The 26,423-nt window shown below is 64.3% G+C and carries 21 protein-coding genes and 1 tRNA gene; 9 read left to right on the top strand and 13 right to left on the bottom strand.

Annotation, left to right across the window (positions count from 1 at the left end):
• Positions 1–2: 2 nt before the first annotated feature.
• The 7 genes from ACQKI2_RS17015 to ACQKI2_RS16985 all read right to left on the bottom strand — a co-directional run bounded on the left by ACQKI2_RS17015 (position 3) and on the right by ACQKI2_RS16985 (position 11,617).
• Entirely contained in the window at positions 3–1,574 is a 1,572-nt protein-coding gene (locus tag ACQKI2_RS17015; protein WP_427380821.1) for a S10 family peptidase, read from the bottom strand.
• Positions 1,571–2,530 (bottom strand): ornithine cyclodeaminase family protein, encoded by a 960-nt coding sequence (locus ACQKI2_RS17010; RefSeq protein WP_427380820.1) that lies wholly within the window; start codon positions 2,528–2,530, stop codon positions 1,571–1,573. The genes ACQKI2_RS17015 and ACQKI2_RS17010 overlap by 4 nt, the downstream gene beginning before the upstream one ends.
• 15 nt (positions 2,531–2,545) lie before the next feature.
• Positions 2,546–4,069 (bottom strand): S10 family peptidase, encoded by a 1,524-nt coding sequence (locus ACQKI2_RS17005; RefSeq protein ID WP_427380819.1) that lies wholly within the window; start codon positions 4,067–4,069, stop codon positions 2,546–2,548.
• Positions 4,070–4,096: 27 nt separating this feature from the next.
• Complete coding sequence (locus tag ACQKI2_RS17000) at positions 4,097–7,108, bottom strand: TonB-dependent receptor domain-containing protein (RefSeq protein ID WP_427380818.1); 3,012 nt, start codon at positions 7,106–7,108, stop codon at positions 4,097–4,099.
• A 190-nt stretch (positions 7,109–7,298) separates the two neighbouring features.
• Positions 7,299–8,621, bottom strand: coding sequence for an APC family permease (locus tag ACQKI2_RS16995; RefSeq protein WP_427380816.1), 1,323 nt, complete (start codon positions 8,619–8,621; stop codon positions 7,299–7,301).
• Positions 8,622–8,631: 10 nt separating this feature from the next.
• Complete coding sequence (locus ACQKI2_RS16990; protein ID WP_427380814.1) at positions 8,632–9,741, bottom strand: pyridoxal phosphate-dependent aminotransferase; 1,110 nt, start codon at positions 9,739–9,741, stop codon at positions 8,632–8,634.
• Positions 9,742–10,018: 277 nt separating this feature from the next.
• Complete coding sequence (locus ACQKI2_RS16985; protein ID WP_427380812.1) at positions 10,019–11,617, bottom strand: hypothetical protein; 1,599 nt, start codon at positions 11,615–11,617, stop codon at positions 10,019–10,021.
• Between the two features lie 223 nt (positions 11,618–11,840).
• On the opposite strand from ACQKI2_RS16985, the gene ACQKI2_RS16980 reads away from it, so the two are divergent.
• Positions 11,841–13,610, top strand: a complete 1,770-nt coding sequence (locus ACQKI2_RS16980) for a hypothetical protein (protein ID WP_427380811.1) — start codon at positions 11,841–11,843, stop codon at positions 13,608–13,610.
• Between the two features lie 84 nt (positions 13,611–13,694).
• Here the strand turns inward: ACQKI2_RS16980 and ACQKI2_RS16975 are convergent.
• Positions 13,695–13,779, bottom strand: a tRNA-Leu gene (locus tag ACQKI2_RS16975).
• An 86-nt stretch (positions 13,780–13,865) separates the two neighbouring features.
• Between ACQKI2_RS16975 and lipB the strand changes: the two genes are divergently transcribed.
• A complete protein-coding gene (gene lipB, locus ACQKI2_RS16970) occupies positions 13,866–14,612 on the top strand; it encodes a lipoyl(octanoyl) transferase LipB (protein ID WP_427380810.1) in 747 nt (248 codons plus the stop codon).
• A 108-nt stretch (positions 14,613–14,720) separates the two neighbouring features.
• Here the strand turns inward: lipB and ACQKI2_RS16965 are convergent, their stop codons facing one another.
• The 4 genes from ACQKI2_RS16965 to ACQKI2_RS16950 form a co-directional block, all read right to left on the bottom strand.
• Positions 14,721–15,512 (bottom strand): hypothetical protein, encoded by a 792-nt coding sequence (locus ACQKI2_RS16965; protein ID WP_427380809.1) that lies wholly within the window; start codon positions 15,510–15,512, stop codon positions 14,721–14,723.
• Positions 15,513–15,542: 30 nt separating this feature from the next.
• Positions 15,543–16,067: a DUF805 domain-containing protein gene (locus ACQKI2_RS16960; RefSeq protein ID WP_427380808.1), complete on the bottom strand. Its 525-nt coding sequence runs from the start codon at positions 16,065–16,067 to the stop codon at positions 15,543–15,545.
• Between the two features lie 138 nt (positions 16,068–16,205).
• The gene (locus tag ACQKI2_RS16955) at positions 16,206–16,685 is read right to left on the bottom strand and encodes a DUF805 domain-containing protein (protein ID WP_427380807.1); all 480 of its coding nucleotides are present in this window, start codon (positions 16,683–16,685) and stop codon (positions 16,206–16,208) included.
• 156 nt (positions 16,686–16,841) lie between these two features.
• Positions 16,842–18,848 (bottom strand): acetyl-CoA carboxylase biotin carboxylase subunit, encoded by a 2,007-nt coding sequence (locus ACQKI2_RS16950; protein ID WP_427380806.1) that lies wholly within the window; start codon positions 18,846–18,848, stop codon positions 16,842–16,844.
• A gap of 165 nt (positions 18,849–19,013) precedes the next feature.
• Here ACQKI2_RS16950 and ACQKI2_RS16945 point away from each other — a divergent pair, with 165 nt between their 5' ends.
• Positions 19,014–20,234 (top strand): serine hydrolase domain-containing protein, encoded by a 1,221-nt coding sequence (locus ACQKI2_RS16945; RefSeq protein ID WP_427380805.1) that lies wholly within the window; start codon positions 19,014–19,016, stop codon positions 20,232–20,234.
• Between the two features lie 356 nt (positions 20,235–20,590).
• A complete protein-coding gene (locus ACQKI2_RS16940; RefSeq protein WP_427380804.1) occupies positions 20,591–21,268 on the top strand; it encodes a hypothetical protein in 678 nt (225 codons plus the stop codon).
• Between the two features lie 44 nt (positions 21,269–21,312).
• On the opposite strand, the gene ACQKI2_RS16935 is transcribed toward ACQKI2_RS16940, so the two are convergent.
• Positions 21,313–21,927 carry a glutathione S-transferase family protein gene (locus ACQKI2_RS16935; protein WP_427380803.1) on the bottom strand — a complete coding sequence of 205 codons (615 nt, stop codon included), beginning with the start codon at positions 21,925–21,927 and terminating at the stop codon, positions 21,313–21,315.
• A 210-nt stretch (positions 21,928–22,137) separates the two neighbouring features.
• On the opposite strand from ACQKI2_RS16935, the gene ACQKI2_RS16930 reads away from it, so the two are divergent.
• From ACQKI2_RS16930 to ACQKI2_RS16910, 5 genes are all read left to right on the top strand, one after another.
• The gene (locus ACQKI2_RS16930; protein WP_427380802.1) at positions 22,138–22,314 is read left to right on the top strand and encodes a hypothetical protein; all 177 of its coding nucleotides are present in this window, start codon (positions 22,138–22,140) and stop codon (positions 22,312–22,314) included.
• 160 nt (positions 22,315–22,474) lie between these two features.
• Entirely contained in the window at positions 22,475–23,293 is an 819-nt protein-coding gene (locus tag ACQKI2_RS16925; RefSeq protein ID WP_427380801.1) for a hypothetical protein, read from the top strand.
• Between the two features lie 78 nt (positions 23,294–23,371).
• The gene (proB, locus tag ACQKI2_RS16920) at positions 23,372–24,487 is read left to right on the top strand and encodes a glutamate 5-kinase (RefSeq protein WP_427380800.1); all 1,116 of its coding nucleotides are present in this window, start codon (positions 23,372–23,374) and stop codon (positions 24,485–24,487) included.
• The gene (locus tag ACQKI2_RS16915) at positions 24,484–24,948 is read left to right on the top strand and encodes a GNAT family N-acetyltransferase (protein WP_427380799.1); all 465 of its coding nucleotides are present in this window, start codon (positions 24,484–24,486) and stop codon (positions 24,946–24,948) included. The genes proB and ACQKI2_RS16915 overlap by 4 nt, the downstream gene beginning before the upstream one ends.
• Complete coding sequence (locus tag ACQKI2_RS16910) at positions 24,945–26,414, top strand: RimK family protein (RefSeq protein ID WP_427380798.1); 1,470 nt, start codon at positions 24,945–24,947, stop codon at positions 26,412–26,414. The genes ACQKI2_RS16915 and ACQKI2_RS16910 overlap by 4 nt, the downstream gene beginning before the upstream one ends.
• The last annotated feature ends 9 nt before the right edge of the window (positions 26,415–26,423 follow it).

Below are 26,423 nucleotides of genomic sequence, written 5' to 3'. Positions count from 1 at the left end.
GATCACTTCTCCAGAAACGCCCTGAGATCAGCCGAAAAGGCTTCAGACGTTCCGCCCAGATACAGCATATGTCCGGAGGCATAATCAGTAAACGTCACCCGGTCCTGCGGCAGGCCCGCCGCCGCGATTGAGGCGCGCGCATCCGCCGGTGTCGTCACCAGGTCATAATAGCCAGACGCCACCAGAACGCGCAGATCCCGATTGCGCCGCATGGCCCAGGCCAGGTCGGTGGCATAGCTTTGCCCTTCCGCCACGCCGGCGCGCGTCCAGTTCCAGCCAAACAGCAACTCCCGCCAGCGGATCGACGCATAGGGCCGCCCCAGGCTGACTTTCAGATCATCGCGGAGCATCTGATGAAACGCCGCCACAAAGCCGGGCACATAGCGCGTCATCGCCGGATCATCCGCCACCGGATCACCCCCGCTATTAGCCAGCGGCAGCGTATACCGGCTGTCATACATCCCGATTTCCAGCCCGCGCGCCTTCAGGGCGGCTTTGGCATAGCTGCGCTCGTCGATATAGAGATCGTCGCCAATCGCGCTCTCCGGTAGGCCGGTCAGGCGGGCGAGATCGCTCAGGATCTGGGTCCGCGCCTCCGCTGCCAGCGTTCCGGCAAGATGCGCCCGCAGGGCCGGCTCATAAACGTCCCGCGCATACGCCGCCGCCGCATCATAAATTTCCACCACACCGCCAGCGGGCATCTCCACCAGCCCGTGAAAGGCAGAGGTCGCCGCAATCCCCGGCAAAGACCGCGCCTGCTTCCCGGCCAACTGTTCAGCCGCCATCTCGCCGCTCGGCTGCCGCGCCTCCAGCGTCGTTCCCAGAAGGATGATCCCGTCCAGCGTGATCCCCCGCATAAGCCCGGTATAAATCGGCCCGCCCATCAGCGCGCGGGGCAACACCGCCGCCCGCATGGAGCCATAACTTTCTCCGAGTACGTACTTTGGCGCGTTCCAGCGGCCATATTCGCTGAGCCAGAGTTCAATGAACTGCGCCACTGCCTCGGCGTCTTCATCGACGCCCCAGAACATTTTCGGATCAGTGCCGTTCAGCGGCACACTGAAACCTGTTCCCACCGGATCAATAAAGACGAGATCGGCCACATCCAGGATACTGTTCGGATTATCCTCCAGCCCGAAAGGCGGCACATTTGAAGGGTTCACATCCGCGTCCAGAACAACGCGGCGCGGCCCGATGGCGCCCATATGGATCCAGACAGACGCCGATCCGGGCCCGCCATTGAAGACGAAAACCACCGGCCGGCGCGCGTCCTGAACATCCGTCCTCAGATAGGTGAAGGAAAAGATGCTCGCCGTCGGCGCGCCATTCATGTCGCGCAGCCAGGTGTCGCCCGCAATCGCCTGATAGGAAATCGTCTGGCCATTCGCCACCAGCGTATGCTCGGTCACGCTGCGATAGGGCGCGGCCTCGGCGGGCGCTGCTAGCGGGCCTTCCGCCGCCTCTGCAACCGGGGCAGGCACCGGCGCCGCCACCTTCTCGCCCGTCTGCGCGCAGGCATTCAGTGCCAGGATGGCCGCCGCGCAAACGCCTGCCTGAAAGCCAACCCGTGTCATTGCCCACCTTCTTTCCGGATCATCTCGTAAACATGATAGCCTGCCGCGATATCCTGCACGATATGCCCGAGAGATTTATAGATCGTGATCTCCTCCGCCCCCTGCCGGCCCGGCACATTCCCCAGGACGACGTCGCCGATCTCGCCCAGGAGATGCGCTTCGGGTACCGCGCCGCTGGCCATGGCATGGCGCAGCTCCGCGCCCTGCGCCAGCACGGACGCCCGCGAGTCGGCAAAGAAACGCCCGGCCGCCACCAGCGTATCGTCAATCTCGCGCGGCCCATCAAAGCTTGATCCGACCACATTCACATGCGCGCCGGGGCTGACCATGCCCGCAGTCAGGATCGGCTCAGCCGCGCCCGTCACCGTGCAGATCACATCGGCACCGGCCACCGCGCCGGCAACATCGCCGCAGCCGGCGCAGGAAATTCCTGTTCGTTCACTGATCTTCTCTGCCAGCGCGCGGGCGCGGGCCGGGCTGCGCCCCCAGATACGGATCTCGTCAAACCGGCGCACCACGGGCAAGGCGCAGGCATGGTGCCAGGCCTGCTCGCCCGTGCCCAGAATGGCAAGGATGCGCGCATCCTTCCGTGCCAGAGCGTCTGTCGCCATCGCGCTTGCGCTCGCCGTGCGGATCGCCGTGACCATGCCCGCCTCCAGCTGGCAGAGCGGCGCCCCGCTGACCGGATCAAAGATCACCACGGCGCCCTGATGCGAGGGTGCCCCCCCCTCGGCGCGATGGGGCATCACGGAAACCAGTTTCGAGCCGAAGGGCCCGCCGGGGCCCAGCGTGCCACCCATGATGCCGAACATCCGGCCCTGATCCAGCGGCAGAATCTGCCGCAACATCTGCTTCGTCTCGCCCGAAGACAGCCGCGCCATCGCTGCCCGCATCACCGCGATACAGTCTGCATAGCCCAGCGTCTGCGTAATCTGTTCCGCACTGATAAAAATCACGCCCGGCCTCCGGTGTCAGTTGCCCTCATCATTCCAGCCGCGGATCCAGAGCCGGATATCATTGCCGAACGCCTCTGTGGAGCTTTCAACCGAATAGGCCATATGCCCGCCGATATACTTTCTACTCCGTACACGGTCTATCGGCCAGTCGGACTGGTCAATCAGATAGTCGGCCGCGCCCACGGTGGTCATCGTGTCATGATAGCCGGTGCCGACGAACACTCTGAACGCGGGATATTTGTCAAACGCCGCCTGAAGCCTTTCGGCATAGGCAAAATGTGCGAAAGGCGAAGCCCCGCCCCAGCGCCAGGCATCAAAGTTTCCAGCGCTGAAAGAAGTCACATAGTCTTCCTGCGGCAGATCGCCGAAGGTTTCCTTTGCATAGGCCGCAAAGCCCTCGCTATAGGCCTGCTGCAGAATGCCGGAAGGGTCTCCCCCCTCGCTCAGCGGCCCCGTATAGCGCCCGTCAGTCCGGCCAAGGATCAACCCCTTATCCTTCAGCAGCTCCACCCGGAACTGCTCCTTTGAAATGCGCAGCCGGTTCTCGATATAATAGGCAGACGGAATACCGGTATATGCCTCAAGTTTCCCGGCCAAATCCGCCAGCTCCTCCGGGGTAATTCGCTGCCCCTTGAACAGCGCGCCCAGATATTCTGCCTCGCCAAAGGCGGTCACTTCCCCGAGGAAGGCTTCAAAGCTGCGCCCCTCCCGGTCCACCTTGCCAAGATCCCAGGCAATGGCTGCCAGCGTTGGCAGCGAGGCGATATAGCTGAGGATATTCTGCTTGCGCTGGGAATATTCGATGATGTTGACGGCCTGCCCCATCAGGAACACGCCCTGAAGGTTCATTGATCCGTCCCCGGCAATCTGCCCGGCCGCTTCGGCCGCGCGGTGGGTGCCATAGCTTTCCCCCAGAATGAACACCGGGGCGCCTGCGCGGCCGTGCTTCTCCAGCCAGGCATTCGCAAAGGCCACAAACTGGGCGGCATCGGCCTCAACGGAGAAATATTTCGAAGCATCTTCCCCGTCCGCCACGCGGCTGAAGCCGGTGGAGGCCGGATCAAAGAAGACAAGATCTGCCGCGTCCAGCGGCGAATAGGGATTTGCCACCAGGCGGTAGTCTTCCAGCGGCGCGGAAAGATCCTCCGGCACGAAAACCCGCTGCGGCCCCAGCGCGCCCATTTGCAGCCACAGAGACGCTGAAATCGGCCCGCCATTGAAGATGAACAGCACCGGCCGCTCATCCGCCGCGGCGCCGGTATCGGCAATGTAGGAAATTGTCACAAGATCAGCTGGCGGAAGATCTTTCCCCGGCGCGATGCTGACGTGCTCAAGCGCGGCTGTATAGGCCACCTCCACCCCGCCAAACATGCCGCTTCCCGGCACAGCAATATCCCCGGCAATGAGCGGCGAGGCATCTGCCACCGGCGCCACAAGCGCGGCTTCGGGAACAGGCATCGCAGGCTGCGCGCTGACGCAGCCTGCGAGAATAGACAACGCTGAAATACCGGAAAGAAGGCGCCAGGCAATCATGGTCATGGTGTCTGGCACCTCCTTTTGGTCAGATCAGAAGCGGTAGTTTACACCGGCAAAATAACGCCGGCCGAGGATATCCCCGTGGTACAGCGTCGGATAGGACGGGCCTTCATCAAAGATGTTGGTCACACCGGCGCGCAGCGTCAACCCCTCGCGAACCTCATAGAGGCCGGACAGCGAGTGAACATAGTTGGCGTCAATGTACGGGTTCGGATTGTTCTCGATGGTTGCATCCGAGGTGGCCAGAACATTGTCGAGATAGTCCATCTGATAGCTGACGCGCAGCGGGCCGTTCGCATAGGCGGCGTTGAGACGCGCCGTCCAGTCCGGACGCTGCACCGTGTCGTCAGTGCGCACAAAGGTCGTTCCCGTCACGGAAGTTGTCAGCTCCGCCATATGCGTCGCTTCAAGACCAAGCGTGACATTGCCCGTCGCGCCGCTGAAGAGGTCGTTCACGTCAAAGCCGTAGTTCACATAGTAGACTTCGCCGCGGAACTTGATCTGGCCAGCGTTGAAGGTCGTGGTGCGGCCCGTAGCGGTGGTGCCCGCCGGGTTGGAACCATCCGCCGTCTGAAGGCGCGTGAATGCCGAGCAGATAGCCGGGGGCTGCGGCGAGCTGTCATAACAGGTCGCCATGAAATCGGCCGTGGTGAAGGCCGAAAGGCCATCTGTCAGGTCAATCTCGATCCGGTCAGCCGACACCGTGAGGCCCGGCACGATGAAGTTGTCAAACACCACGCCGAAGGTCGTCGTCTCGGAAACTTCGTTGGCCAGATCCGGATTGCCGCCAGTCAGAACACTGGTCACCGTGAAGTTCTCTGCCGGGTTCTGGAAGGTGGCCAGGTCGCCATATTGCGGATTGGCGGCCCATTCAGCTTCACAATTGGCCCGGCGCACAGCGGGGTTGGGGCCCGCATCAATGCGGTCAGCATCGCAAGGGTCAATCCCGCCATTTGTGAGAACGGTGTTCTGCGGCGCAAACAGTTGCTCCAGTGTCGGCGCACGGAAGTTCCGGCTGCGGGTTACACGGAAGGTCAGTCCATCGGTCACCTGCCAGCGCGAACCGGCGCTCCACACAGACTCTTCGCCCGCGATGGAGTTGTCGACAAAGCGATAGGTGCCGCTGAAGTCGAGCGCTTTCACGCCCGGCAGGGTCAGGTCGCCGCCGAAGACCGGCACGAGCACTTCGGCCGAATATTCGTTGGTATTGTATTTGCCCGAGCTTTCGGTCTGCATGGTGCCGGTGCCCACGAGGCCCTGCTGGTTTGCCAGGAAGGGGGTGTAGGTGGCTTCTTCGCGGCGATGCTCATAGGCAAGCACCAGATCCACCGCGCCGGCCGGCAGGGTGAACAGCTGGGTGCCGATGGTTGCCAGCAGGTCCACCTGCTCGTTGACAAATTCGTAGCCGCTCCGTGCAGAGACATATTCCGAGGCGGCCTTGCTGATATTGCCTGCCCCGAACGGGTTCAGCGGCGCGCAAGCCGGATCATCATTGGTCAGATCAGCATCGGCATTGACAGCGCAGACAATGTCGCCCGCGCCGTTGCGCACAGCGTTCACCGCCTTGTTGAACTTGGCATAGTCCGCCTCCCAGCGGCCCTCCTCGCCGCGCACATCGGCAAAGCTTGCCGATGCGGCCCAGTAGAAGTTGCGGCCGGCCGCGTCGAAGTCGCCCTCAAAGCCGCCCAGAACGCGCCAGGTTGTGGTCTCGTCTTCTTGGATATTACTCGGGAAGAGATCGTCATAGAAGTGGCGGGAGAGCCACAGCCCGCCGCCCGATGCAAAGGACGAACTCGCAGCGCTCAGCGCATCAATGGCCGACTGGCTGAGGAAGGGGTTGGCCTTGGTGAAGCGGATGGCGCCGGAGGTCACGCTGGTCTGGTTCAGCACCGTGCGGGCATAGCCCTGCGGCACGCTTTCGCCATTCGTCTGCGCATACAGCACTTCGGTGTTGAAGCGCAGATTGTCGGAGATGTCGTAATGGCCGATCAGGTTTCCGGTGAAACGCTCAACGCCCGTCCGCAGGCCGGCAAGGTCGGAATAGCGCGTGCCGTCACCACCTTCCGCAAACGGAATACCCAGAATGTTGCCCGGATCATAAGAAATGATCGACCCATCAGATGCGAACTGTGCGGGCGAGCCGCCTACGCTGGTCAGGAAACTCTCCAGCGGCGCGGGCGCGCTGTAGATCACGCCATTGCCGTTGAAGTTCCAGAAATAGGCAGGGATAACTTCGCTCAACGACGGAATACCATCATTCGGGCCGGTGTCTGCCGAGTTGCCCTGCGTGATGCGCGAGCGGTTGGAGGCCTCGAAATCACTGAAGCGCGCGATCGGCGTGGATGACATTTCGAGGTTCACGGCAATGTTGCCGCGGTCATTGTCGAAATTCTGGCCAGCCGTGATGCGGCCGCTCCACTGTTCGTAATTGCGCTGCTCGGTGTCGCCATATTGCAGGTCGAGTTCAAGGCCTTCGAAATTGTCCTTGAGGATATAGTTCACCACCCCGGCAATGGCGTCAGAGCCGTAGACGGCCGCGCCGCCTGCCTGCACCACTTCAATCCGGTCGATCAGGCCGGTCGGGATGATGTTGGCGTCCACCTGCGCGTCGCCCAGGCCGCTGGAGGTCGTCGCAAACCGGCGGCCGTTCACCAGGGTCAGCGTGCGGCCGGTGCCGAGACCAAAGAGTTCCGGATACTGCTGACCCGAGCCGGAGCTGGAGCCGTCGCCAGCTGCCTGGTTGAGCTGCGGGCGCAGCGAGGTGATCTCGTTCAGCGCGTCGCCGGCGCTGATCAGGCCGCGCTCCTCAAAGGCGGCGCTGCCGAACGTCACCACCGGCGCGGGCGTGGAGGCAACATCACGGCGGATACGCGAGCCGGTGATGACCACCGTTTCCAGCGTCGCGGTGGCGTCCTCTGTCGCCGGCACGGTTGCCACCGGCTCATCTTCCTGCGCGACCGCAAGCGGCGCCACTAGGGCAGACGCTAGGGCTGCCAGAGCACACGTATTCAACAGGCTCTTCACGATCACATTTCTCTCCATCGCTGATCTCCGACCCGACCCGCGCTCCCCTTCCAGCCCCTTTATGGCGCTGGCTGCTGCACGGCTTTTCATTGGATGTCACGCTAGGAAGTGGATGACGGTTTTTTTATACTATTTGCGACACGGCCGCCCCGGCTTGTGCAACAACTATTCTCCAGCGCCCGGCTGGGGAATATTTCTGCCAGCGCGGTTAATTGCCCTTCCGGGTATTCCGTACCCGAAGGTTGAGGAAATAATAAACGATACCGAGCAGGGCCCAGCCGCCCAGCAGCAGATAGGGCCGCCAGTCGGCCGAAATGCCGAGCAGGATGATCGCCGCGCCCAGAAAGATGCCAGCCCCCGCCAGCGCATAAACCATGCCGGCCGGCAGGCTGAACGAGGCCGCTTCCCGCAATTCCGGCTCCCGGCGGCAAAGGCCGATGGCCGAAAGACAGGTCGCCGCATATTTGAGAATGGTCGGGATATTCACCGCCAGGAACAGGAAAACGAGGTTCTGCGGCATGAACAGCCCCAGGCAGCAGAGGCCAAAGGCGAGGTAAACGGCATTCTGCGGCACGCCGCGCGCCGCATTGGTCTTCGCCAGAAACCCCGGCAGCATCCCGGCCCGCGACATCGCATAGAGAAACCGCGTCATGATCACGAAGGTGGCATTGATCGAGCTGCCGATAGCTACAAAGGCGCAGATCAGGATCAGCCACTGCCCGTTATTGCCAAGCGAGATACGCGCGGCGTCCAGCAGCGGCGCAGAGGATGCCGCCAGCGCATCGCCCCCCAGAACGCCCAGCGCAATCACCGCCACCGACAGGTAAACCGCCGCCGTCAGCGCCACGGAAATGGCGATGCCCAGCGGAATGTTCCGCCGCGGATTGCGCACTTCCCCGCCCACTTCCGTCGCGCTCTCGATGCCGAGGAAAAGGGAAATCAGCAGCGGTATCGCCGCAAAGATGCCGATCAGGCCCTTGTCCGCAAACGGAACGAAATTCTCAGGCTCCACATGCCCCGCCCCGCCGAACACGAACACCGCGCAGGTGGCCAGCAGGATCACCAGCATGATCGCCTGGCTGCGCGCCACAAAGGAAACGCCCGCCAGATTGATCAGGAACACCGCCGCAAAGATGCCGAACATGACCAGCTTTGACGGCAGCGCAATGACCGCCGACATGTAGGAAACCAGCACCATGGTCAGCACGATCAGCGCCGCCGTGCTGCCGGCAATCCGCATCCAGCTGATGATGAAACCGGCAAAAGGGTGCACAAAGCGGCGCGGCCATTCAAATGAGGCGCCCGTCGCCGGGGCCGCCGCGCCCATGAAGGAATAGATCAGTGCAAAGACGATCATCGGAATGATCGCGATCAGCATCGACACCAGCATCGCCGGCCCGGCCACTGCGGCCGCCGGCGCCAGGATCGAGAAGATCGACACGCCCACTGCCGTGCCCAGCCCCAGTGATACAACGCCGAACAGGCCGACATTGCGCTTCAGGCCATCGGCGGCGGGCGGGGTATCAGACATTGGTTTTCCTTCAGGCAATATGGCGCTTCTGGCCGTTTGCGCGATACTCGGCAAGCCCGCGCGACAGGCGGCGCAGCCCCTCGGTCAGCCGCTCGGGCGGCAGGCCATAGCCGATGCGCAGATAGCCCGGCGCGCCGAAACATTCGCCCGGCACCACCACCACGCCATGCTTGGCTGAGAGCCATTGCGACAGGCTGCGCGTGTCTTCCACGCCGCTCAGCTTTGGAAAGCAGGTACATCCCAGCAGCGGCACGCCGGTCTGGATCAGCCCGTGCTCTGCCATCTCGCTCAGCGCGGTTGCCGCAATCGGCCGGGCCGTGGCCATCATCTCGTTGCGCCAGGCGTCGAACTTGTCTGCCCGCGCCAGCACTTCGGCGGCCACACAATGCGACAGGCGCGAAACGTTGAAATCGGCCCGCTCGGAATAATCCCGCAACCGGCGCAGCAGGGCGCGCCCGGCAATGATCCATCCGCAGCGCAGCGTGCTCAGTCCAAATATCTTCGTCAGGCTGCTGATACGCAGCACATTCTCATGCTGGCGGGGGTCCAGTCCCGGCCCGGCAGTGCCCAGATAGTCCCTGTACACCTCATCCAGCAGCAGCAGGACGCCCCGCGCCTCCAGCGCGCGGGCCAGCCCGGCCAGCGTCTCATCGCTGACATAGGCCCCGCTCGGATTATGCAGATTGGTCAGCACCACCATGCGCGTATCCGGGTACAGGGCTTCCAGCACGCCATCAACAGAAATGCCGAATCCGGGCGCCTCGCGCCGGAAGAAATCGGCCTCCACGCCCACATCCCGCGCCATGTTGGCAAAGATGTCAAAGCCCGGTGTCTCCACCAGAATGCGATCTCCAGGCGAGAGCAGCCCGGTATAGATCATCGAAACGGCCGTGGTCGCCCCGGTCGTGCAGAGGATGGACTCTTCGGGCACGCCATAGCGCGCCGCCAGACGCTCGCTGATATCCGGATTGTTCCGCATGAAGACGCTTTTGTAGGAGTCCGGAAACCCATCGCGGAACGCATTGCGGATCACTTCGGCCAGCATGTCCACCGGCTCGGGAACAGAGCTTTCAAACAGAGGTACGGTTCCCGGCGTACCGGACCGCATCAAGGTGATCATATCCCTCACCCAGTGGGCAAAGCTCAGGACGTTTTCGTTGGAACTATCAGATGCGTCCACTGCGTTCTAATCCTTACCCTTTGAATCTGTTATGGTCTCAGGCGCGTGCAGCCATGGGCGCGCGCCGCCAGAGCGTTGCCTGAAATCTGACAGGCAGCCGGAAAATTGTTTATGCAAAGGCCAGCGCGGCCAGCGCCTCCAGCGCATAGATGTTCTTGCCCGCGCCCGCGCCAGCCGCCCCATCCTGTGCTGCAGAAAGCCCCCGCGCCCACGGCGATCAGCCCGGCGCGCCGCTGTCAAAGCAGGCCTCGGGCGCCACGCCCTCCACGCGCGTCCAGCGCATGCCGTCAAAGCTTTCCCCGTCCACCTCAATCGGCGCCGGCGCTCCGCGCACGCACGCCCCGAAGGCATCGGCGGCCGGATAGATCACCTGCCCGTCGATGTGCAGCGCCCGGACGAATGCTTCCTCCTCGGCGCCGATTTCTGCTGAAACAAAATCGCTCCAGGCCTCAAGGGTGAGCTGGATCTCGCCGCGCTCACGCAGCGCAAACACTTCGCGCACCAGCATATCCAGCGTCCGCGTCCCGCCGCTTGCCGCCCGGATGCGCGCATCCAGATCGGCGAAATAAAGCGCGCCCCGCTGATAGGGCGCATGGCGCACGCGCCCGTCACTGAAGCCCACCCGGCCAATCTCGAGCGCAGACATTGCCCGCGCCGGATTGGAATAATACCGGTCGCTGAGGCCATTCAGCCCGCTGATATAGTCCTCAAGAGAGACGCGCCCTGCCCGGAAGGGCACGGTGTATTCATAATAGGTGGTCAGCCCTTCGGAAAACCAGTTGGTCAGCGCGTGATCGCCGCTCAGCCCGCCCACCCACATATGGATCATCTCATGCGCCAGGGTGGAACGGGGCGATTGCCCGCCCATTTCTTCAGGCCGCGCCGGCCCGCGCGACAGCATGAAGGAATTGGCCAGCGCCGTGGCCCCGCCATAGGGTTCAGCGTCCAGCTGGCGCAGGAACACGCGGTAATCCGGCGCCGGATCAAGATAGGCAAAGAACTCGCCGAAATAGTCGTAGAGATCCTTGGCATAGGCCATCTCTTCGGCCACATCGAATGGGAAATTGCCCAGCCAGTAGGCGCGGAAATGGGTCTCTTCTTCCGCAGGCGGATATTGCCCGGCAGGCCCCGCCATCAGCCAGCCCTGCATCAGAGCGGCGGGGGGGCCATTGACCGTGACACGCCCCTCTCCGAACGTGGTAACCCCCACAGCTCCCGGTCCGAACTCTGCCAGATCCCAATCGAGATAGGACAGGTTGGACTCTGAATTGACGGGCACGATCATATAGCCCGCGCCCGCGCCGCTCACGCCGCCTGCTGACGGGCGGATTCCAAAGGCCGGCCCAGCTGGTCCTCCCTCAGGCTGGACAAGCGCTCTATAGGAAATGTCGAGAGGGTATTCGACATCCCGCGTCGCCGTCCAATGCCGGAAATATGGGAAGCCTCCGGGCACTGGATCGTCCTGCTCAAGGGTAAACTCGACCGGGCCGGCCCCGTCTGTCACGCGCAGATCGCGGATACGGTCCGCAACGCCCATGACATTCACATACACAACCGGCGCCGACAGCTTCAGCCGGGTTTCCCCGTCCTTCAGCCCGCCATGCAGCCGCGAGGTGACCGCGATGGCTTCCACCGCGCCGCCCTCGTCCAGCTCAGGCCGGAGTGTGATTTCATAGTAAGCTTCCGGCTTCGCCTCAGGCGTGGGCGCAGCCGCTTCAGGCGCGCCCTTGCAGGCCGCCAGCGCGATCAGGCCGCAGAGCGCCATGCCCGCAACCCGCCGCGCCGTCAGATTTCCGAACAGAGCAGCGTATGCCATCGAAAGCCTCAACTCATTCTTCAGGGTCAACTTTCGGCGGCAATGGAGGAATAGTCCTTTCGATATTCCCGCCGAATATGGCCCCTCCGCATGAATGCGCCGCAATGGGCGCGCTGCCGGGATAGATTTTTCCGTTCCGCCCCCTGCATTCTTCCATTCGATTAAATCTCCCCGGCAAAGCCTGTAGGATCACGCCACCCCTGCCGACCGAGGACCCTGCCGCATGATCTTCGCCCGCCCAGACCGCTCGATCCTCGCCGCCGCCGCGCTGCTGCTGGCCTGCCTCCTGCTGCCTGCCGCCTGCGCTGCGCCGCCCGCGCCCGCTGCCGAGGCGCAAGGGGCCGCGCCTGCCGATATGGAGATCGCCCTCACCCCCCGCCGCCCCACCGGCGAGAAGGTCGAGGCCATCGACATCACCTTGCTCATCCGCGAGCCTGCGCTGCAGCCAGGCGACACCTTCCTCTCCATGGCCATCGTCCGCGTCATGGCGCCCAGCGCGCTCACCCGCCCGGAAACGCTCGTCGCCGAAGACGCCGCCGGCCCCCTGCCGCTCACCATCGAGGAAGACCCCGTCGACCCGTCAGACTTCCGCCAGGACCGCCGCTGGATCGCCGCCCGCGCCAGCCAGGGCGATGTCACCGTGCGCTACACGATCGAGCCGCGCGTGATCACCGCCGCCACCCGCCCCGGCCCGCTGATCGACACCCGCACCGAGCTCACCGGCTTCTATGGCGCGGGCAACACCATGCTTGCCCTGCCCGTCTCCGGCTGGCCGCGCGGCGTTGCCCTCACCTGGGATCTCTCGGAGCTTGCGCCCGGCGCCCGCGCCGCCTCCAGCCTCGGCGAAGGCAATGCCACCGCCACGGTCACCGCGCAGAACCTCAACAACACCTTCTTCATGGCCGGGCCCCTGCGCAGCCAGCCCGAGGATGGCTCCGGCCCCTTCGTCACCTACTGGATGACGCCCGCCGCCTTCGACCTTGATGGCGCTGCCGGCTGGACGCGCCAGGCCTACGACTATTTCAACAGCTTCTTCGGCGCCAGCGACACGCCCTTCCGCATCTTCATGCGCACCACCGAACGCTTCCAGGGCGGCGGGGGCGGCGGCTTCAACTCCTTCATCTTCGGCACCGTCGATGGCGAAGACCGCGACCCCGATGAAGTCCGCTCCCTCCTCGCTCATGAAGCGCTCCACCATTTCGTGCGCGGCTATGGCGATGGTGGCGGCGCGGGCGGCCAGCAATGGTATTCCGAAGGCGTGACGAACTACTACACCGTCCTCCTGCCCTACCGCGCCGGCCTCACCAGCCTCGATCACTACATCGACGGCTTCAATGGCTACGCCAAATCCTACTACACCAATCCGCAGTCAAACCTTTCCAACGCCGAAGTCACCCGCCTCTTCTTCTCCGATGGCAATGCCCAGATCGTGCCCTACAATCGCGGGCCCCTCTATATCGCCCTCCTCGACGCCCAGATCCGCGCCGCGTCCGGCGGAGAGCTCCGCGCCGACAATCTGATCTTCGACTTTCTGGAAGGCGGCAAGGACGCCGAAGACGGCGTTGCCCTCTGGCATGATCTTGTGGGCATCTATCTCGGCGAGGCTGGCCAGGCCGGTTTCCGCGATATGATGGAAGGCGGCCCTCTTGATCTGCCGTCAGACCTTTTCGGCCCCTGCTTCACCGCTGAAGACCGGATGCTGCAGAACTTCGTCATCGGCTTCCGTCCCTATAAGGATGAAGACGGCCACACCCGCGCCGGCCCCATCGTGCCGGGCACCCCTGCCGAGGCCGCCGGCATTCAGCGCTACGATCTGATCAAAAACCCCGAGGCCCTTGAGGCTGCCGGCAACGCGGCCCCCGGCACGCCGGTCACCCTCACCCTCCAGCGGGATGCAGAGCCCTTCAGCCTCACCTACACCCCCTGGACACCCCCGCGCCCCGGCAAGCAATGGGTGCGCACCCCCGTTCCGGAAGCCGGCTGCAATCTCTGAAGGCCACCCCCGGCCCCCGAAACGCAAAACCCCTCCCGGGCCAGGCCAGGGAGGGGTTTTTTTGCGTCTCCGCAGATCAGAGAATGGTGCGGTCGAGAAGACTCGAACTTCCACGGGTTGCCCCACAGCGACCTCAACGCTGCGCGTCTACCAATTCCGCCACGACCGCACACTGGTATTCTCGAGGCAGACGGGCCGTATAAGGCGGTCATTCGGCTTTGTGAAGCCCTGAAAAACGCCTATATCGCACCGGCCATGAAGAATTTTCCTCCCGTCGAATGGGCCGTCTCTGACGCCCCTGTGCCTTACGAGGCTGCCCTTGCCGCGATGGAGGCCCGCGCCCGCGCCATCAGGGATGAAAATGCCCCGGAACTGCTGTGGTTTCTGGAACATCCCCCCCTTTACACCGCCGGCACATCCGCCCGCATCGAAGACCTGAAAGACCCCGCCCGCTTCCCCGTTTACGATGCCGGGCGCGGCGGCCAGTACACCTATCACGGCCCCGGCCAGCGGGTGGCTTATGTGATGCTCGATGTCGGCGCGCGCGGCCGCGATGTCCGCGCCTTCGTCGCCAGCCTGGAAGCCTGGATCATAGAGGCGCTCGCCGCCTTCAATGTCGAGGGTGGCATGCGCGAAGGCCGCGTCGGCGTCTGGGTAGACCGCACAGAGCCCGGCGGCCCGCCGCGGGAAGACAAGATCGCCGCCATCGGCGTGCGCCTCAAACGCTGGGTCAGCTTCCACGGCATCTCCCTGAATGTGGAGCCCGAGCTTGACCATTTCACCGGCATCACCCCCTGCGGCATCGAAGACCCCCGCTACGGCGTCACCAGCCTCGCCGGCCTCGGCCGCATCGTCTCGATGGCAGAAGTGGACATCGCCCTGAAAGCCGCCTTCGAGAATGTCTTCAGCAGCGAGCTGATCCGGGTGGAATCGCCTGTGGCAGAGCCCTCACCTCCCATTGCTGCGCAATGGGCCCCTCCTCTCCCAGAGGGAGAGGGGTAGAGCACCCCTGGCTTGGCCAATCTCTGAGATGGCGCGGTGAAACCCCTCTCCCACTGGGAGAGGAGGGGCCCGCGCCCGAAGGGCGTGGGAGGTGAGGGCCTTCTCGCCTCAAACCCCGCGCGCAATCTCCTCAGGCGTCATATGGCTGCCCGTGCGGAATTTGCCTTCCCCGCCATTGGGCAGGCGCGCCACATACATCAGCGACCAGAGCATCGCCCCGAAAGAGGCAAGCCACCAGATCGGGAAGGCCATCCCCAGGCCGGCCTGCATGGCCAGCTCGCGCTCGCTCATCTGCATCATCGCGGCCCGGCGCGGGTCGCGCGCCCCGCCGCCGCCCGCCGCAGCCGTCTGCGTGTCCTTGGAGGCGGCGTCCTCGCCCTCTTCCTCTTCGCCCTTCTTCTCCGTGCGCGTTTCCACCGCTTCGGTATTGGCGGGCGAATGCATCTGCCGGTATTGCGCCGCGCCCGCCTGCGTGCCCAGCGCATAGGCCACCAGCCCCAGCAGCAGCGGCACCAGCACGATCACCGCCATGAAGGCAGACCGCCCCGCTTCCGTCAGCCTGCGGACATGTACCACGAACGAAGTATATTCCGTCAGCAGCGTAAACAGCGCGAACGGCAACAGCACCGCCGGCACGGTAAACAGCATGAGGTTCACAGGCTTGTTCAGGCCGTCCGTGCTCACCCCCGCAATCCCGGCCACGAAGGCGATGAAACTCGGGATCACATACAGCGCCACCCGGCCCAGGAACATGAACGTCCAGGCCCGCGTAAAGTGCAGCTTGTAGGTCTTCCCGAAGGGATTGAAGAGGGTACCCCGCCAATTCATGTTTTCCGGCGCATCACGCGCGTCACGAATCCAGGGGCGGTGCGGGTCTACGGCGCCGGCGGTGTATTCCATGGCAGGTCCTCGTCTTTTAAGGGGCGGGCGTCAGGAAGAACGGCTGCCGGTCGTTGGCGGGCCGAAGCGATTGGGTTTGGGGTCGGAACGCAACACGAAGGCGGTAAAACCGGTAATCGCGCAGCTCACGAGCAGGGAAACGACATTCACCAGTGCCGAGCTGCGCACGATCTCCTGCGCATGATCCAGCAGGTGCTCCAAACCGGCATTCATGCCGTCGGTGGTTATCAACGTCTGCGCTTCCATCTGGATGGCATAGGCTTCAGGTGCCAGCACAGGCATCAGTATAGCCGAGCTGATGACATTGATGATCAGCGCTCCCAGCAGGAACAGCAGCATCAACCAGGCGCTCAGCGCAGCATCATGCAGGCGCTTGCTGAAAACGCAGACGAACGGAAACACCAGCACATATTGCAGGATACCGAAGCCGGGAGAGACAACGATCGAGACGACCGTGATCATCAGGAGCGCGCCTGTCAGCAGGACATAGGCCTGACCAAAGGTTCGCGGACTGATCCGGCCTTGGGGGTCAAAGAATATCTGGCGGAAATCCATATGGCCTAGCGGTGTCCCTTCAGGGGCTCGTTACAGGAAAGTCTATGTCGCCCTTATCAATAAACGATAAAGGCACGCAACAAAAAAAGCCGGGCGCCCCCGCCCGGCCTTCTCTGAGAAACCCGATTGCCTGAAGGATCAGGCAAAAATGTCGGCATTCCCCGCCCCCCCCGGGCCGGGGCCATACTGATTGTCATTCGGGTCAGAGGCTCCGGTTCCGGCCCAAATCGTAAACCCGAGCCAAACCAGCATTCCCACCCCGACACAGGCCAGGAACGGTCCCATCGCGCCGTAAACCGCAACAGGGTCTTCCATGGCCCGAGGGTCGCTCTCTGCGAGGGTCATGATCGCGGGCATAGAAAGCACGATCCCAATGATGCCCAGGACAAAGCCGATCCCCCATGGGATAGCAATCAGCCACGCCGAGCGGCCCATATCGTGCAGCCGTTTCCCATAAACGCAGACACCCACATATATCAGGCCGAAATAGAGCAGGAAGTTCAGGATCGGGATAAAGTTCGAAACGATGTTGGCTACGACAAGGATGGCCCAGCCGATCCAGAACTGTCCTGACTGAATGCGTCCGTTGGGCTTAAACAGCACGTCCGAGATGCTCATCAATTTCTCCTAACGCCGGGCCGTTGCGCCCCATACGAAACTTGCCGGCCATGGTCATTTGGCACACGGAAGGGTCCCCTGCCGTCACGTTAGCAGGATTACCAGACGAAACCGGTTTAGGAAACTTTAAGTTCGAGACAGGTTCGGCGCGCCCGCCTACGCGAACTCCACCATGATCTCGTCAGCCGCCACGCTGTCGCCGGCCTTCACATTGATGGCCTTCACCGTGCCGGTGGCGCCTGCGCGGATGATGTTCTGCATCTTCATGGCTTCCACGATGCAGACGGCTTCGCCTTCCTGCACTTCCTGGCCAATCGACACATCCATTGACACAACCAGCCCCGGCATCGGCGAAATCACCAGCTTGGAGGTATCCGCCTTCGGCTTCTCCGGCAGGCGGCCATGCAGATCGGCCACGAACGGCGTGCACACCAGCGCGCGCAGCGCCACGCCGCGATGCCGGAAGAGATAGCCCTCGGTCCGGTCGGCAAACTTCACGGCAAACGGTTTGCCATCCAGCACGCCCTCAACGAGGTGCTGCCCCGGCTGCCAGGACGTGACGAGGCTATGCGCCTTGCCGCCATTGACGGTGATCTGAGCTTCCCCATCCTTGCCGATATCGATCGTCACCGGATGATGTTTGGCGCCCAGGATCACCACCCAATCCTTGCGGATAGAGGCGGCCGGCGACGACATCTGATCGGAAATCTGCGCCGCGCGGCGCGAGAAGAAGGCATGCACATAGGCCGCCGAGCAGATCAGCATCGCTTCCTGCGCCTTCGTCGGCTCGGTGCCTTCAAAGCCCTGCGGGAACTCGTCCTTGATATAGGCGGTCGTGATGTTGCCGGAGCGGAACCGCTTCTCGTCCACCACTGCGGCGATGAACGGGATATTGTCCTGAATGCCCTCGATATGGAACCGGTCCAGCGCCTCGCCATGGGCGTCCAGCGCGGCGTCGCGGTCCTTCCCGTGGGTGATCAGCTTGGCGATCATCGGGTCATAGAACATCGAGATCTCGTCGCCCTCGCGCACGCCGGAATCCAGGCGCACAGTCCCGCGCGCCATTTTCCCTTCCGCGGGCGGATGGAAGCGCTTCAGGCGGCCAATCGATGGCAGAAAGTTCCGGTACGGATCTTCCGCATACACCCGGCTCTCGACGGCCCAGCCATTGATCTTGATGTCGGATTGCTTGATCTTCAGCGTCTCGCCATAGGCCACGCGCAGCATCTGCTCCACAAGGTCGACGCCCGTGATCATCTCGGTCACCGGGTGCTCCACCTGCAGGCGGGTATTCATCTCAAGGAAGTAGAAGCCCTTGTCCTTGCCCGAGGCCACAAACTCCACCGTGCCCGCGCTGTCATAGTTCACAGCCTTGGCCAGCGCCACGGCCTGCTCGCCCATCTTCTTGCGCGTCTCGGGGTCGAGCAGCGGCGAAGGCGCTTCCTCGATCACCTTCTGGTTCCGGCGCTGGATCGAGCATTCCCGCTCGTTCAGGAAGATGCAGTTGCCATGCTTGTCGCCCAGCACCTGGATTTCGATGTGGCGCGGCTCCAGAATGAACTTCTCGATGAAGATGCGATCATCGCCAAAAGAGGCGGTCGCCTCGGCCTTCACCGCCGGGAAGCCTTCTTCCACTTCCTTGTCATTGGCCGCCACGCGGATGCCTTTACCGCCGCCGCCCGCAGACGCCTTGATCATCACCGGATAGCCAATCTGACGGCTGATCTCGACGGCGTGCTTGGTGTCCTTGATCAGGTCCATATGCCCCGGCACGGTCGAAACGCCTGCTTCTGCCGCGAGCTTCTTCGAGGAAATCTTGTCGCCCATCGCGTCGATGGCATGGGCGTTCGGGCCGATCCAGCCGATCCCCTCTTTCTCGAGGCGCTTGGCAAACCCGGCATTCTCCGAAAGGAAGCCAAAGCCGGGATGGATCGCCTCAGCGCCCGTCTGGCGCACGGCGTCGATGATCTTGTCAGCCACGAGGTAGGACTGGGCCGCCGGCGAAGCGCCGATATACACCGTCTCATCGGCCATCTCGACCGCCATCGAGCCAGCATCGGCATCCGAATAGACAACGACCGTTTTGACGCCCAGGCGGCGGCAGGTCTTGATGACACGGACGGCGATTTCACCGCGGTTGGCGATCAGGATCTTCTTGAACATACGGTCCTTGGCCCCTCGAAACTGTAACAAACCTGTTTCCGTTAAGCCGCCCCTGCCGCCTTGTCCATGCTTGCCCCACCGGCAATTTGCTGCACTGCGCCTTGCGGCCAAACCGCGCCGGACTAAAGCTGCCAGCCGGGAAAAAATGACGGGAGGGTCAGGTTTATGGGCGGCGCACAAAAATGGCTGCGGGGCATCGGCATTGTTGGCGTTGTCATCGCCCTTATCCTGGGCGCCGGCTGGGTTCTGGTGGGGCCGGACTGGCGCGCCCTCCTCGCCCATCCGCCCTCCGGCCGGGATGTTCTCTTCTGGTCCGGGCCTCAGCGCGACGCGGCCTTCCGGATGATGGACCGCCTGCCCCTGATCATCGAATCGCGCCCCATCCCGCGCGGGGAAACCGTGCGTCCCCTGCCCGAAGGCCCCCCGCTGGACCTTTCAGCGGAAATCGACCTCGACGCCTACCTCGCCGCCCAGAACGCCGCCGCCCTCGTCATCCTGCAGGATGGCAAGATCCGCCTTGAGCGCTACGCCAACCGCTTCACGCCGGAGGGCCGCTGGACCAGCTTCTCGGTCGCCAAATCCCTCACCTCCACCCTCGTGGGCGCCGCCATCGCGGATGGCTATATCGACAGCCTGGACGATCCGGTGGCGAAATACATCCCGGATCTGGCCGGCTCCCCCTATGATGATGTCACCATCGCCCAGCTCCTGACGATGACCTCCGGTGTGGCCTGGAACGAGGATTATGAAGACCCGGCCTCCGATGTCGCCCTGTTCGACAAGGCCGAGCCACAGCCCGGCGCGCATGGCATCGTCACCTATATGCGCGGTCTTGCCCGCGCCCATCCCCCCGGCGAGGTCTGGAACTATTCCACCGGCGAAACCAACCTGATCGGCATCCTCGTCAGCGCCGCCACCGGCAAGACCGTCTCCGCCTATCTCTCCGAGAAAATCTGGGCGCCCTATGGCATGGAGCAGGACGCCACCTGGCTGCTCGGCCAGGATGGCCACGAGATTTCCGGCTGCTGCATCCAGGCCGCCACGCGCGACTATGCCCGCTTCGGCCAGTTCATCCTCGATGGCGGCGTCACCTCCGATGGCCCCATCCTCCCGTCAGACTGGCTGCCCAGCGCCACCCTGAAACAGGCCGACATCGGCGAGGCGGGCTATGGCTACGGCTTCCAGTGGTGGACGCGCGACGATGGCGCCTTCATGGCCGATGGCATCTTCGGCCAGGGCATCTTCATCGACCCCGCCCGCAACCTCGTCATCGCCTCCAACGCCAACTGGACCGGCGCCACCGGCAGCCAAGACGGCGAATGGCCCGCCCGCGACGCCTTCTACACCGCCGTCCAACACGCCCTCGACACCGAAGCGGCGGAGTAGGCCCAGGCGGCACCCCACTCCTCCCCCGTTTACGGGGGAGGTGCCCGAAGGGCGGAGGGGGGAAGCCCCAGGCGCAACGCTAAACCCCTCTCCCTCCGGGAGAGGAGGGGCCCATTGCGCAGCAATGGGAGGTGAGGGCAGCAACGCCCGTCATCCTTCGACTTCGCTCAGGATGAGCTACTCTGGTGTTGCGCTTTAGAAGCTCATCCGGAGCGAAGCCGAAGGATGGGCGGGCTCCCGAAACGCCCGCCTTATCCCACACCCCCGCCCCCAAAAACCCCAATCCCTTCAACCCCTTCCCCCAAATCCACCCTCCCCTTATCCACCCCCCTCCGGCGCCGTGTTATTCTCCCCGCATGGAAGACACCGCCCCTCAGCCAACGGATGATCCCGTCTACGTCCTGCTCGAACAGGCGCGCCAGTTCATCCTGCGCTTCGTCCATTATATCGACAGTATCTTCGAACGCCTCGGCACCGCCCGGCCCAGCAACGCGCTCCTCCGCAAGCTGACGAGCTATGCCCTCGTCCCGGCTGAAACCGCCCTGCGCCGCGTCGTGCTGATCCTCGCCGCCCACCAGCCCATCCCTGAGCGCTCCAAGCCCCGCGCCCTCCCAGGCGCGGCAAAGCCGGGATCCGGGACCTTCTCTCCCCAAAACCCCCGCGCCCCCGTCTTCAACATGCGCGAGCCCCAGCCCCGTCCGGAGACGGATCATCTCCCCGCCTCAAGGCTGCCCCGCATCCGCGCCCTGACAGAGGATGTTCTCAGCGCCCCGCCCGCGCCCGCCGCGCCGCCGCGCGATCTTTCCGCCGCCTTCGCCCGCCGCCTCACCGCGCTGCACGGCGCCCTGAACAATCCCCATGCCGTCGCCGCCCGCTGGCTGCGCCGCCATTTCGCCGGCGCCGCGCCAAAGCCCTGCCCCCTCTCGCCCCACCGCATCCCCGGCCTGCGCAGCGCCCTCCCCGGCCCCGAAAAAGAAACCCTCCGCAACCTGACAGACATGGCCTTCAGCTACTTCGCCGCCAACACTTCCTGACGCGCCGCGCCCGCCGGAAAACGCCCGAAAAATATCAAAAACTCTTAAGCTGCCGCACTTGGCCGCGCGCTCACGCGCGCGTGCCATGCTTTCACATGGGCTGCGCCCTCCGGCACAGGCAGGCCGATCCACGCCGCAAAGTCCACCGTCGAAAGCGCGCAGATATCGGCCACCGTAAACCGCTCTCCGGCCACATGATCGCGCCCCGCCAGCTCCCCATCCAACCACATCAGCGCCCGCTCATAATGCCCCCGGTTGGAGGCACCAAACTCCTGATACTGATGAACCACCACCTTGGCCGTGAACGGATGGGCGTGGCGCCAGAACATCCCCGCCGGGCTCATCAGCTGAAACTCCACCCGGCGCACCCACATATCGATCAGGGCCTGTTCCAGCGCGCCTTCCCCAAACAGGTTCGGCTCCGGATAAAGGCTTTCCAGATAGCGGCAGATCGAGACCGTCTCGCTGATACAGGTGCCATCCTCCAGTTCCAGCACCGGCGTCTGGCCCAGAGAGTTGCGGGCGATATGATCGGCGGCCTTGTGCTCGCCCCTGGCCAGCGCCACATCCACCAGCGGGATCGACACCCCCTTCTCGGCCAGGAACATGCGCACGCGGCGCGGATTGGGCGCCGGCATCGGCGTATTGTAGAGCTTCAAGGCATTTCCCCGTTTCTGACTGTTTCTGTTTGCCGCCAGCTTGCGGGCAGCAGGCCCGGCGGTCAACACGCGCGAGACATTCCCCTTACGGAGCATTCCCCGGATGGAACTATCCGTTCCACCAGGCGTTCTAATGGCGGGACCAGGCGTCCCCCGCATGGCCTCCGGCCTGCGCCGATGCGCCTTCCCGAACCATAAGGAGCAAGACCTATGCAGCATGAAACCCGCAACACAGAGCCGCATGAGGAGGTCACCCCCGTCGAGGCCCGCCAGGGCAGCCGTGTCGGCGTCTGGAAGATCCTCGCCGCGTCGCTGGTGCTCGTGGTGGTTGGCTTCCTGATCATGGGCGGCCTCTTCGATTCCGGCCAGACTCCCCCGCCGCAATAACCCCGCCAGACCCGGCACATCTCTCCGCGCCTGGCGGCCCTAAGGCCCCCGGAGCCGGAGATTTTGCCGCTATGGGCGCCAGGTCGCGCAGCCCCCCTCGCCTTTGCCGTCCGGAACGTGTATCGCACCCGCGATCCCCTTCATGATGCCGGTGCCGTTGATGTTCAGCTCCCTTGCCGCCCATCCGCGCCGTCTGGGCCTCGCCTCCGGCGCGGTGGCAACCGGTCTCGGCATTGCGTATCTTATCGCTGCCGGCGCGCCGCTTCTTTACCCTTCCGTCAACGCCGGCGCCTTCGGGCTTGGCGCCGCCCTTGTCCTGATCGCGGGCAGGGCCCGTCTTCCCGCCGGCCCCGTCCTGCTTGCCCTGGCTGCGGCCCTCATGGCCACCAGCCTGTTCGGCATAACGGCCGATGGCGCCACCCGCTGGATCGCGCTCGGCCCGTTGACCCTCCAGCCCAGCCTCATCCTGCTGCCGGTGATGGTAACGGCCTTCGCCCGCCAGCCAACGCGCCTGGCTGCAGCGGCCATCGCCATCGCGGCTGTTGCAATGGCGCTGCAACCTGATCGCGCCATGGCCGGCGCCCTTGCCGCAGGTCTCGCCGCCGTTGCCGCCCTCCGCCCCCGGCGCGAAACGGTCCTTGTGCTGATTATTTCGCTGATGGCCTTCGCCGCTGCTTTTGTTCAGCCCGATGCGCTGCCGGCCATGCCCTTTGTCGAGCGTGTGTTCTACACGTCCTTCGCGGTCCACCCCCTCGCTGGCCTCGCCGTGCTGGCCAGCGCCGGCGTGCTGCTCCTGCCTGCGCTCCTTGCCCGTTCGACCACCGGCGCCGCCTTCGGGGCGGTCTGGCTGGCCATCCTGCTTGCCGCCGCCCTTGGCAATTACCCCACGCCCTTCGCGGGCTACGGCGCCAGCGCCATCCTCGGCTACCTTATAAGTCTCACCGCCCTTTCCGCCGGCCCGCCCTCATCCCCGGCCTGACCCCTCTCGCCGGGTCTCCGGCGGGCAGTCACCAGCCCCACTCGCCTTTACGCGAAACGGCGTGTATCTCCCTCAGCCATGACTTCAGACACCCTCGCCCGCGCCCGCCGCATCGTCGTGAAAACCGGCTCCGCCCTCATCGCGGAGGCGGGCATGCCGCGCCATGCCTGGCTCGCCGCGCTGGCCGCTGACATCGCCAGCCTGCGCCAGCGGGGCAAGGAGGTGATCCTCGTTTCCTCCGGCGCGGTCGCCCTTGGCCGCTCGGCCCTCGGCGCGCCCTATCAGGGCCGGCTGGAACAGAAACAGGCCGCCGCCGCCATCGGCCAGCCCCGCCTGATGGCCGCCCTCGGTGACGCCCTCGCCCCGCACGGCATCGCCGCCGGCCAGGCCCTGCTCACCCCCGGCGACACCGAAAACCGCCGCCGATGGCTGAACGCCCGCGCCACGCTGGAAACCCTGCTGGAAGCCGGCGTGATCCCCGTCATCAACGAGAACGACACCGTCGCCACTGAAGAAATCCGCTATGGCGACAATGACCGCCTCGCCGCCCGCGTCGCCCAGATGATGGGGGCGGACGTGCTGATCCTCCTCTCCGATATCGACGGCCTCTACACCGCCGATCCGCGCTCAAACCCCGCCGCCACGCACATCCCCTTCCTCGAAGCGCTCACCCCGGAGCATGACGCGATGGCGACCGGCGCCAATGCCGCTGCCGGGGTCGGCTCGGGCGGCATGGCCACCAAGCTTGCCGCCGCCCGCATCGCCCATGCCGCCGGCTGCTCCACCCTGATCACGCTGGGTAACCGTCCCCATCCCCTCGGCGCCATCGAGGCGGGCGAGCGCGCCACGCTCATCGCCTCCCGCATCAGCCCGGCCAAAGCCCGCGCCGCCTGGCTGGAAGGCCACCTGAAGCCCGAAGGCGAGATCACCGTCGATGACGGCGCCGCCGCCGCGCTGGAGAAAGGCGCGAGCCTGCTGGCCGTCGGCGTGCGCGGGGTCAGCGGCCAGTTCGAGCGCGGCGCCGCCGTGGCCGTGCGCGCCCCCGATGGCCGCCTGCTGGCCAAGGGCGTCACCGCTTACGGCGCCGAAGACATCCGCCGCATCGCCGGCCGCCGCACAGAGGAGGCCGAAGCCCTCCTCGGCTACAAAGGCCGCCCGGCGATCATCCACCGCGACGACATGGTGCGCCTTTGATCATCCGCCCTGCCACCACCGCCGACATGGACGCGCTGGTGGCCCTGGAAGCGAGCTTCCCCGAAGAAGACCGGTTTGACCGGCGCACCTGGCGGCGCCTCCTCTCCGGCCATGCCCGCGTCCTCGTCTGCGAGACGGCCCCCGGCGGCCTCCTGGCCGCCGCCGTGATGCTCTACCGCAAGGGCGCCCGCATCGGCCGGCTCTACTCCATCACCGTTGCCCCCTCCGCCCGCGGCCAGGGCCTCGCCCGCGCGCTGATGGCCGCCTGTGAAGCTGATGCAACAGATCGCGGCGCCCGCGCCGTCCGACTGGAGGTGCGTGTCACAAATAGTTCAGCCATCCGCCTTTACGAGGCGGGCGGTTATCGCGTAATTGCGACCCTTGAGTCCTACTATCCGGACGGAGAAGCGGCGCTGCGGATGGAGAAGTCTCTAGAAGCGCCCTCTAATGGAGCCCCATGACCGATTGGGTCGTGCTTGTTGAATCGGCAAGCGACATATCTCAGGCAGAGACACCGCATAAAGTCCTGCGTATCTCGGACTATATCTCAAAGCCTGCGCTGTTCACCGGCCGCCGGCCCTATATCCTCAATCTCGCCCGCTCCTATTCCTACCAGTCGGAAGGCTATTACGCCTCCCTTCTGGCCGAGGCGCGTGGCCACCGGATCAGCCCCAGCGTCCAGACCATGGTGGAGCTGTCGAAGAAAAGCCTCTACAATCACGCCCTGCCAGACCTTGGCGAAACCCTGCAGGAAGCCCTCGCCAAGGGCGCCCCAAAGGTGGACACTCTGTTCGTCGCCTTCTCCCGCACCGAGATCCCCGCCTATGAACCCCTCGCCCGCGAAGCGATGGACTGGTTCCGCACGCCCGCCCTGGAAATCGAATTCGACGAGGAAGCCCCCCACGGCATCGGCCGCATCCGCGCCGTGCCGCCCCACAAGCTGAAAGACCAGCGCCGGAAATTCTTCCTCGATGCGATGGAGGCCTACACCCGGGGCCGCGTCAAGAATGAGAAGACCCGCACGCCCGCCAAATGGGCCCTCGCCGTGCTGGTCGATCCGCATGAGAAAACCGCGCCGTCCAAGCCCTCCTCGCTGAAACGCCTGGCCGATGTGGCCGAGAAGATGGGCGTTGAGGTGGAGCTGATCGACCCGACCGACCTGCCATCGCTGGCCGAATTCGACGCCCTCTTCATCCGCGCCACCACCTCGATCGACAATTTCACCTACCGCTTCGCCCGCCGCGCCGAGCAGGAAGGCATGCCCGTCATCGATGACACCCATTCGATGATCCGCTGCACCAACAAGGTCTATCTCAAAGAGATCCTGGAGAAGGCCGGCCTGCCCATTCCGCGCACGGAAATTGTTGACGAGAAGACAGATCTCGCCGGCGTGTTCGACCGGCTCGGCAGCCCGGTGATCCTCAAGACGCCCGATGGAAGTTTCGGCATCAACATGGTCAAGGCCCAGTCCCTGGATGAGCTCAAAACCGGCGCCAAGAAGATGTTCGAGGATACCGCCCTGATCATCGCCCAGGAATTCCGCCCGACGAAATTCGACTGGCGCATCGGCGTCCTGAATGGCGAGCCGCTCTATGCCTGCCAATACCGCATGGCGCGGGGCCACTGGCAGACTGTGAAGTATGGCGACAATGGCAAGTCCACCGAAGGCGGCTTCACCACGATGCCCGTGGAAGACGCGCCCCCCGAAGTCGTCAACGTCGCCGTCCGCGCCGCCAGCCTGATCGGCGACGGCCTCTATGGCGTGGACCTGAAAGAAACCGAACAGGGCGTCATCATCATCGAAATCAACGACAACCCGTCAATCGATCACGATGTCGAAGGCGCCGTCCTGAAAGATGAAATCTGGAGACGGATCATCTCCTGGTTCTCCACCCGCCTCGAACGCCGCATGGGCCGCGCGGGCTAATCCAAGCGC

Source organism: Hyphomonas sp. NPDC076881 (assembly GCF_050269995.1).
GTDB lineage: Bacteria > Pseudomonadota > Alphaproteobacteria > Caulobacterales > Hyphomonadaceae > Hyphomonas.
This window is presented reverse-complemented; position numbering and strand designations above follow the sequence as displayed.

What these genes read in the sequence shown, in the direction of transcription:
- lipB (WP_427380810.1), top strand. Translation starts at nt 13,866, where the DNA reads ATGAAGAATTTTCCTCCCGTCGAATGGGCCGTCTCTGACGCCCCTGTG.
- ACQKI2_RS16985 (WP_427380812.1), bottom strand. Translation starts at nt 11,617, where the DNA reads ATGGCATACGCTGCTCTGTTCGGAAATCTGACGGCGCGGCGGGTTGCG.
- ACQKI2_RS16995 (WP_427380816.1), bottom strand. Translation starts at nt 8,621, where the DNA reads ATGTCTGATACCCCGCCCGCCGCCGATGGCCTGAAGCGCAATGTCGGC.
- ACQKI2_RS16940 (WP_427380804.1), top strand. Translation starts at nt 20,591, where the DNA reads ATGGAAGACACCGCCCCTCAGCCAACGGATGATCCCGTCTACGTCCTG.
- proB (WP_427380800.1), top strand. Translation starts at nt 23,372, where the DNA reads ATGACTTCAGACACCCTCGCCCGCGCCCGCCGCATCGTCGTGAAAACC.
- ACQKI2_RS16980 (WP_427380811.1), top strand. Translation starts at nt 11,841, where the DNA reads ATGATCTTCGCCCGCCCAGACCGCTCGATCCTCGCCGCCGCCGCGCTG.
- ACQKI2_RS16990 (WP_427380814.1), bottom strand. Translation starts at nt 9,741, where the DNA reads ATGATCACCTTGATGCGGTCCGGTACGCCGGGAACCGTACCTCTGTTT.
- ACQKI2_RS16945 (WP_427380805.1), top strand. Translation starts at nt 19,014, where the DNA reads ATGGGCGGCGCACAAAAATGGCTGCGGGGCATCGGCATTGTTGGCGTT.
- ACQKI2_RS17015 (WP_427380821.1), bottom strand. Translation starts at nt 1,574, where the DNA reads ATGACACGGGTTGGCTTTCAGGCAGGCGTTTGCGCGGCGGCCATCCTG.
- ACQKI2_RS16925 (WP_427380801.1), top strand. Translation starts at nt 22,475, where the DNA reads ATGTTCAGCTCCCTTGCCGCCCATCCGCGCCGTCTGGGCCTCGCCTCC.
- ACQKI2_RS17005 (WP_427380819.1), bottom strand. Translation starts at nt 4,069, where the DNA reads ATGACCATGATTGCCTGGCGCCTTCTTTCCGGTATTTCAGCGTTGTCT.
- ACQKI2_RS16950 (WP_427380806.1), bottom strand. Translation starts at nt 18,848, where the DNA reads ATGTTCAAGAAGATCCTGATCGCCAACCGCGGTGAAATCGCCGTCCGT.
- ACQKI2_RS16910 (WP_427380798.1), top strand. Translation starts at nt 24,945, where the DNA reads ATGACCGATTGGGTCGTGCTTGTTGAATCGGCAAGCGACATATCTCAG.
- ACQKI2_RS16960 (WP_427380808.1), bottom strand. Translation starts at nt 16,067, where the DNA reads ATGGATTTCCGCCAGATATTCTTTGACCCCCAAGGCCGGATCAGTCCG.
- ACQKI2_RS16965 (WP_427380809.1), bottom strand. Translation starts at nt 15,512, where the DNA reads ATGGAATACACCGCCGGCGCCGTAGACCCGCACCGCCCCTGGATTCGT.
- ACQKI2_RS16930 (WP_427380802.1), top strand. Translation starts at nt 22,138, where the DNA reads ATGCAGCATGAAACCCGCAACACAGAGCCGCATGAGGAGGTCACCCCC.
- ACQKI2_RS16955 (WP_427380807.1), bottom strand. Translation starts at nt 16,685, where the DNA reads ATGAGCATCTCGGACGTGCTGTTTAAGCCCAACGGACGCATTCAGTCA.
- ACQKI2_RS17000 (WP_427380818.1), bottom strand. Translation starts at nt 7,108, where the DNA reads ATGGAGAGAAATGTGATCGTGAAGAGCCTGTTGAATACGTGTGCTCTG.